Consider the following 3,918-nt stretch of genomic DNA (forward strand, 5'->3'; position numbering starts at 1 on the left):
AGGCTGCAGACGCCGCCCGGGCCCACGGCCTGGCGGTATCCATAGAGCGCCCGGGCGCGGTGGCACGCCGTACCGCCATGCCTCACCTACGCCGACGCACTTCTGGCTGCCGTCCACGCCTCCGTCTGAACCGCAGTGCCGTCTGAACCGCAGTGCCGTCTGACCTGCGCCGCCCTGAACGGGGCATCCAGGGCACCGCAGGTCACGGCCGTGACAGCCACTTCTTCCGACCATGTCGTACCTCGAACATACAGTCGAACCATGAGCCCAACAGACACCGCCCACTCGCCGTTCGTGACCCCGCCGGGATTCACGACGGTGCCTACCCCCGCCACCGACGTCGTCGTCCCTGAGGCCTTCAGCCGATGGGACCCCGGACAGCGACGCGGCTATCTCGCGCAGCGGGCGATCAACGCTGCCGAAGGCCGCACTGTGGCCTTTGCGTACGACTGCGTATCCAGGTCAACCCAGAACGACCAGCGACGCGATCCCCTGGACACGGCGGCGACCATGGTGAGCGCCTCGATGGCTTTGTCCCGCCGCGGGGCATTTCGGCTGGTGGCCACCGCCATAGAACTGACCGAGCGGCTGCCTCTCACCGCGACACTGCTGACGACTGGGTGGATCGGAGTCGACGCGGCCCACGCCATCGCCGAGGAGACCGCCCTGGTGGAGGACCGTCTCATGCCGGAACTCGACCGCCGCATCAGCGAGGGACTCGCACCGACGAGGCGCCGAACCCACCCTCCCAGGATCGGGCCACTGCGCAAGATGCTCAGCAAGCACGTCGCGAGCTGCGACCCCGTGGGAGCGGACGCCCGCGCACAACAGGCTCGGCGAGAGCAGAACGTGAAGATGACGCCGGTCACCGGCGATCTCGCGCTGCTCACCGCGACCCTCTCAGCCGTCGACGGCCTGGAGATCACCGAGCGGATCGAAGCCCTGGTCCGCACCGCCGCAACAGACGACCCCCGGTCGATCGGGCAACTCAGGGCCGCCGGCCTCCTCGCCCTGAGCCGCGGCTGGACCTGTCTGCCCGCACCCGACGGAGACCACCCCACGGACCCGGACGCGATGGCCGCGGCCCGCCGGGTCGTGATCCACGCCTACGACGACGGGGACGCGGACTTCCGGGGCCTGTTCGTGGCAGGTTACGGCCCCGTCAGTCGCTTCACGTCCGATGAACTGCAGCGATTCGCCAGGCGCAGACTCGACGCGATCGACACGCTCGCGGACCCGGACAGTGAGGCCTCCCGCCGGTACAACCCCTCGGAGGCACTGGCCCGCTTCTGTCGGGGTCGCGACGGCACCTGCGTTTTCCCCGGCTGCCAGACCCCGGCGGACAAGACGGACCTCGACCACATCATCCCCTTCGACCACGACGATCCCCAACGCGGCGGATACACCACCAGCGACGACCTCGGCAGCATCTGCCGCACCCACCATCGCCTCAAGACCGATGGCATCTGGGCCTACTACCGGAGCACTGACGGAGACTACGTGTGGATACATGGTCCGAACCATCCCGACAAGGACCCCGGGACACGCGTCATCACCACCCCCACCGGCCCATTGGCGGAGTTCGGCGCACCGCGACACCCCGAACGCTCCCGGCTACAGAAGGAGGCCGCCGAAGCCGGCAGAACCGGAGACGGCATACCCGGATCGCAGCGCCAACCGCACACCCGGCACCGTCGCGCCTCCGAACGGAGGTACCTGCGCGCTCAGGCGGAACAGCGACTCCACGCTGCAGAGCGCGAACCGGGGTCGCAGTCGGCTGCCTAGGTCGGCCGGCCGGGCGCCTCAACCCTCGATTTGCTCGCCCAGTTCCATCCAGCGCTCCTCGAGCGTGTCCTTCTCCACGGAGACGTCCTTGAGCTCGCGGTCCAGGGCGGCCAGCTTCTCGGTGTCCATCGCCCCTGCCAAGACATCGGCCATGGCCTTGTGGAGCTCGGCCTCGCGCTTGTCGAGCTTGCCCATCTGCCGCTCGATCTTCGACATCTCCTTGGTGAGTGCCCGCTCCTCGGCGGCGGAGAGGGCGGGAGCCGTGGCACTACCACCCGCGGCACCGGCCCCAGAGCCGCCAGCCGAAGCAGACGCGGCGCCCGGCGTGGAGCGCGACACCTTGCCCGAGTCGCCAGCCGCCCCGGCGACGCGACGGCGCTCGAGGTATTCGTCGATGCCGCGCGGGAGGTTGGTGAGCTGGCCGTCGCCGAACAGCGCCCACACCGAGTCACAGATGCGCTCGACGAGGTAGCGGTCGTGCGAGATGACGACCATCGTGCCGGGCCAGCCGTCGAGCAGGTCCTCGAGTTGGCGCAGCGTGTCGATGTCGAGGTCGTTGGTGGGCTCGTCGAGCAGCAGGACGTTGGGCTCGGCCATGAGCACGCGCGTGAGCTGCAGGCGCCGTCGCTCGCCGCCGGACAGGTCGCCGACGGGCGTGCGCTGACGGGCCGGCGAGAAGCCCAGCCGCTCGGCCAACTGGGAGGCGGTGAGCTCGTCCTTGCCGAACGCCACCCGGGCGGCGACGTCCTCGATCGCCTCGAGCACCCGCTGATCCAGCGGCAGGTCGTCGAGTTCCTGACGCAGCCACCCGATCCGGATGGTCTTGCCCTCTTTGCGGCTGCCCGCGGCGAGGGGGGCCTCACCGGCGAGCGCGCGCAGGAGCGTGGTCTTGCCGGAACCGTTGACGCCGACCAGGCCAACGCGCTCGCCGGGGGCGAGTCGCCAGGTGAGGTCCTCGACGAGGGTGCGGCCGTCGGGGGCGTCGAGGCGCACGTCCTCCAGCTCGATCACGACCTTGCCGAGGCGCCGCGCGGCGAAGCTCGACAGTTGTAGTGAGTCGCGGGGCGGCGGCACGTCCTTGATGAGCGCCTCGGCCGCCTCGATGCGATAGCGCGGCTTGGACGTCCGCGCCGGGGCGCCGCGGCGCAGCCACGCGAGTTCCTTGCGCATGAGGTTCTGACGACGCGACTCGGTGGCCGCGGCCTGGCGGTCGCGCTCGGCGCGCGCGAACACCCAGTCGTTGTAGCCACCCTCGTACTGCTCGACGTGGCCGTCGACCACCTCCCAGGTGTGGGTGGCGATCGTGTCGAGGAACCACCGGTCGTGGGTGACGACGACGAGCGCACTCGATCGCGCGACCAGGTGGTCCGCCAACCACTGGACCCCCTCGACGTCGAGATGGTTGGTCGGCTCGTCCAACACGAGCAGGTCCAAATCCTGCACGAGGGCCGCGGCGAGCGACACCCGGCGCCGCTCACCGCCGGACAGATCCGCGACGGGCGTGTCCAGTCCCAGGTCGTGGATGCCGATGCCGTCGAGCACCGCGCGGACGCGGGCGTCACCGGCCCACTCGTGGACCGCGAGGCCGAGCCTGCCGACCACGGCCTGGCCCACGGTGTCGGCGGCGAGCTCGGTGCGCTGCGTGACCACGGCGGTCCGCAGACCGCTGACCTGTGAGACGCGCCCGGAGTCGGGCTCGGCCACGCCGGTGAGGATCTCCAGCAGGGTGGTCTTGCCGCCCCCGTTTAGGCCGACGACGCCGATGCGGTCGCCGGCATTGACGCCCAGTGAGACGTTGTCGAGCACCTGCCGGATCCCGAAGGAGACCGAGCACTGCTCGAGGTTGATGAGGTTGGTGGGGGCCATCTCTACTTTCCTGTGGGGTCGTCGACGATGTGCGCACCGCCGACCGGGCCGCGGGTCACGCGGACCTCGCGGGCGACGCCGTGCTCGCTGATCTCGGCGGCGACGGCGATCGCGTGGTCACGGTCGGTGCAGAAGAACAGGCAGGTGGGGCCGGAGCCGGAGACCATGCCGTGCAGGGCCCCGGCCTCCCGGCCGACGCGCAGGGTCCGGCGGAGGGCGGGCATGAGCGAGAGCGCGGCGGCCTCCATGTCGTTGGCGAGCAGCCCG

2 protein-coding genes and 1 pseudogene are annotated in these 3,918 nt (G+C 70.5%); 1 reads left to right on the forward strand and 2 read right to left on the reverse strand.

Annotated features, from left to right (window positions below; translation table 11 throughout):
* The first annotated feature begins 261 nt into the window (after positions 1 to 261).
* Positions 262 to 1,785: an HNH endonuclease signature motif containing protein gene (locus G6024_RS16105; RefSeq protein WP_067713318.1), complete on the forward strand. Its 1,524-nt coding sequence runs from the start codon at positions 262 to 264 to the stop codon at positions 1,783 to 1,785.
* A gap of 18 nt (positions 1,786 to 1,803) precedes the next feature.
* On the opposite strand, the gene G6024_RS16110 is transcribed toward G6024_RS16105, so the two are convergent.
* Both G6024_RS16110 and G6024_RS16115 read right to left on the reverse strand, forming a co-directional pair.
* Positions 1,804 to 3,651: an ABC-F family ATP-binding cassette domain-containing protein gene (locus G6024_RS16110; protein WP_159149161.1), complete on the reverse strand. Its 1,848-nt coding sequence runs from the start codon at positions 3,649 to 3,651 to the stop codon at positions 1,804 to 1,806.
* Positions 3,652 to 3,653: 2 nt separating this feature from the next.
* Positions 3,654 to 3,918, reverse strand: a pseudogene (locus tag G6024_RS16115) (4-(cytidine 5'-diphospho)-2-C-methyl-D-erythritol kinase); the annotation flags it as partial.

The sequence above is a fragment of the Dietzia maris genome (assembly GCF_014144855.1).
GTDB lineage: Bacteria > Actinomycetota > Actinomycetes > Mycobacteriales > Mycobacteriaceae > Dietzia > Dietzia kunjamensis.

Coding starts and splice junctions, on each gene's coding strand:
- G6024_RS16110 (WP_159149161.1), bottom strand. CDS start 3,651: ATGGCCCCCACCAACCTCATCAACCTCGAGCAGTGCTCGGTCTCCTTC.
- G6024_RS16105 (WP_067713318.1), top strand. CDS start 262: ATGAGCCCAACAGACACCGCCCACTCGCCGTTCGTGACCCCGCCGGGA.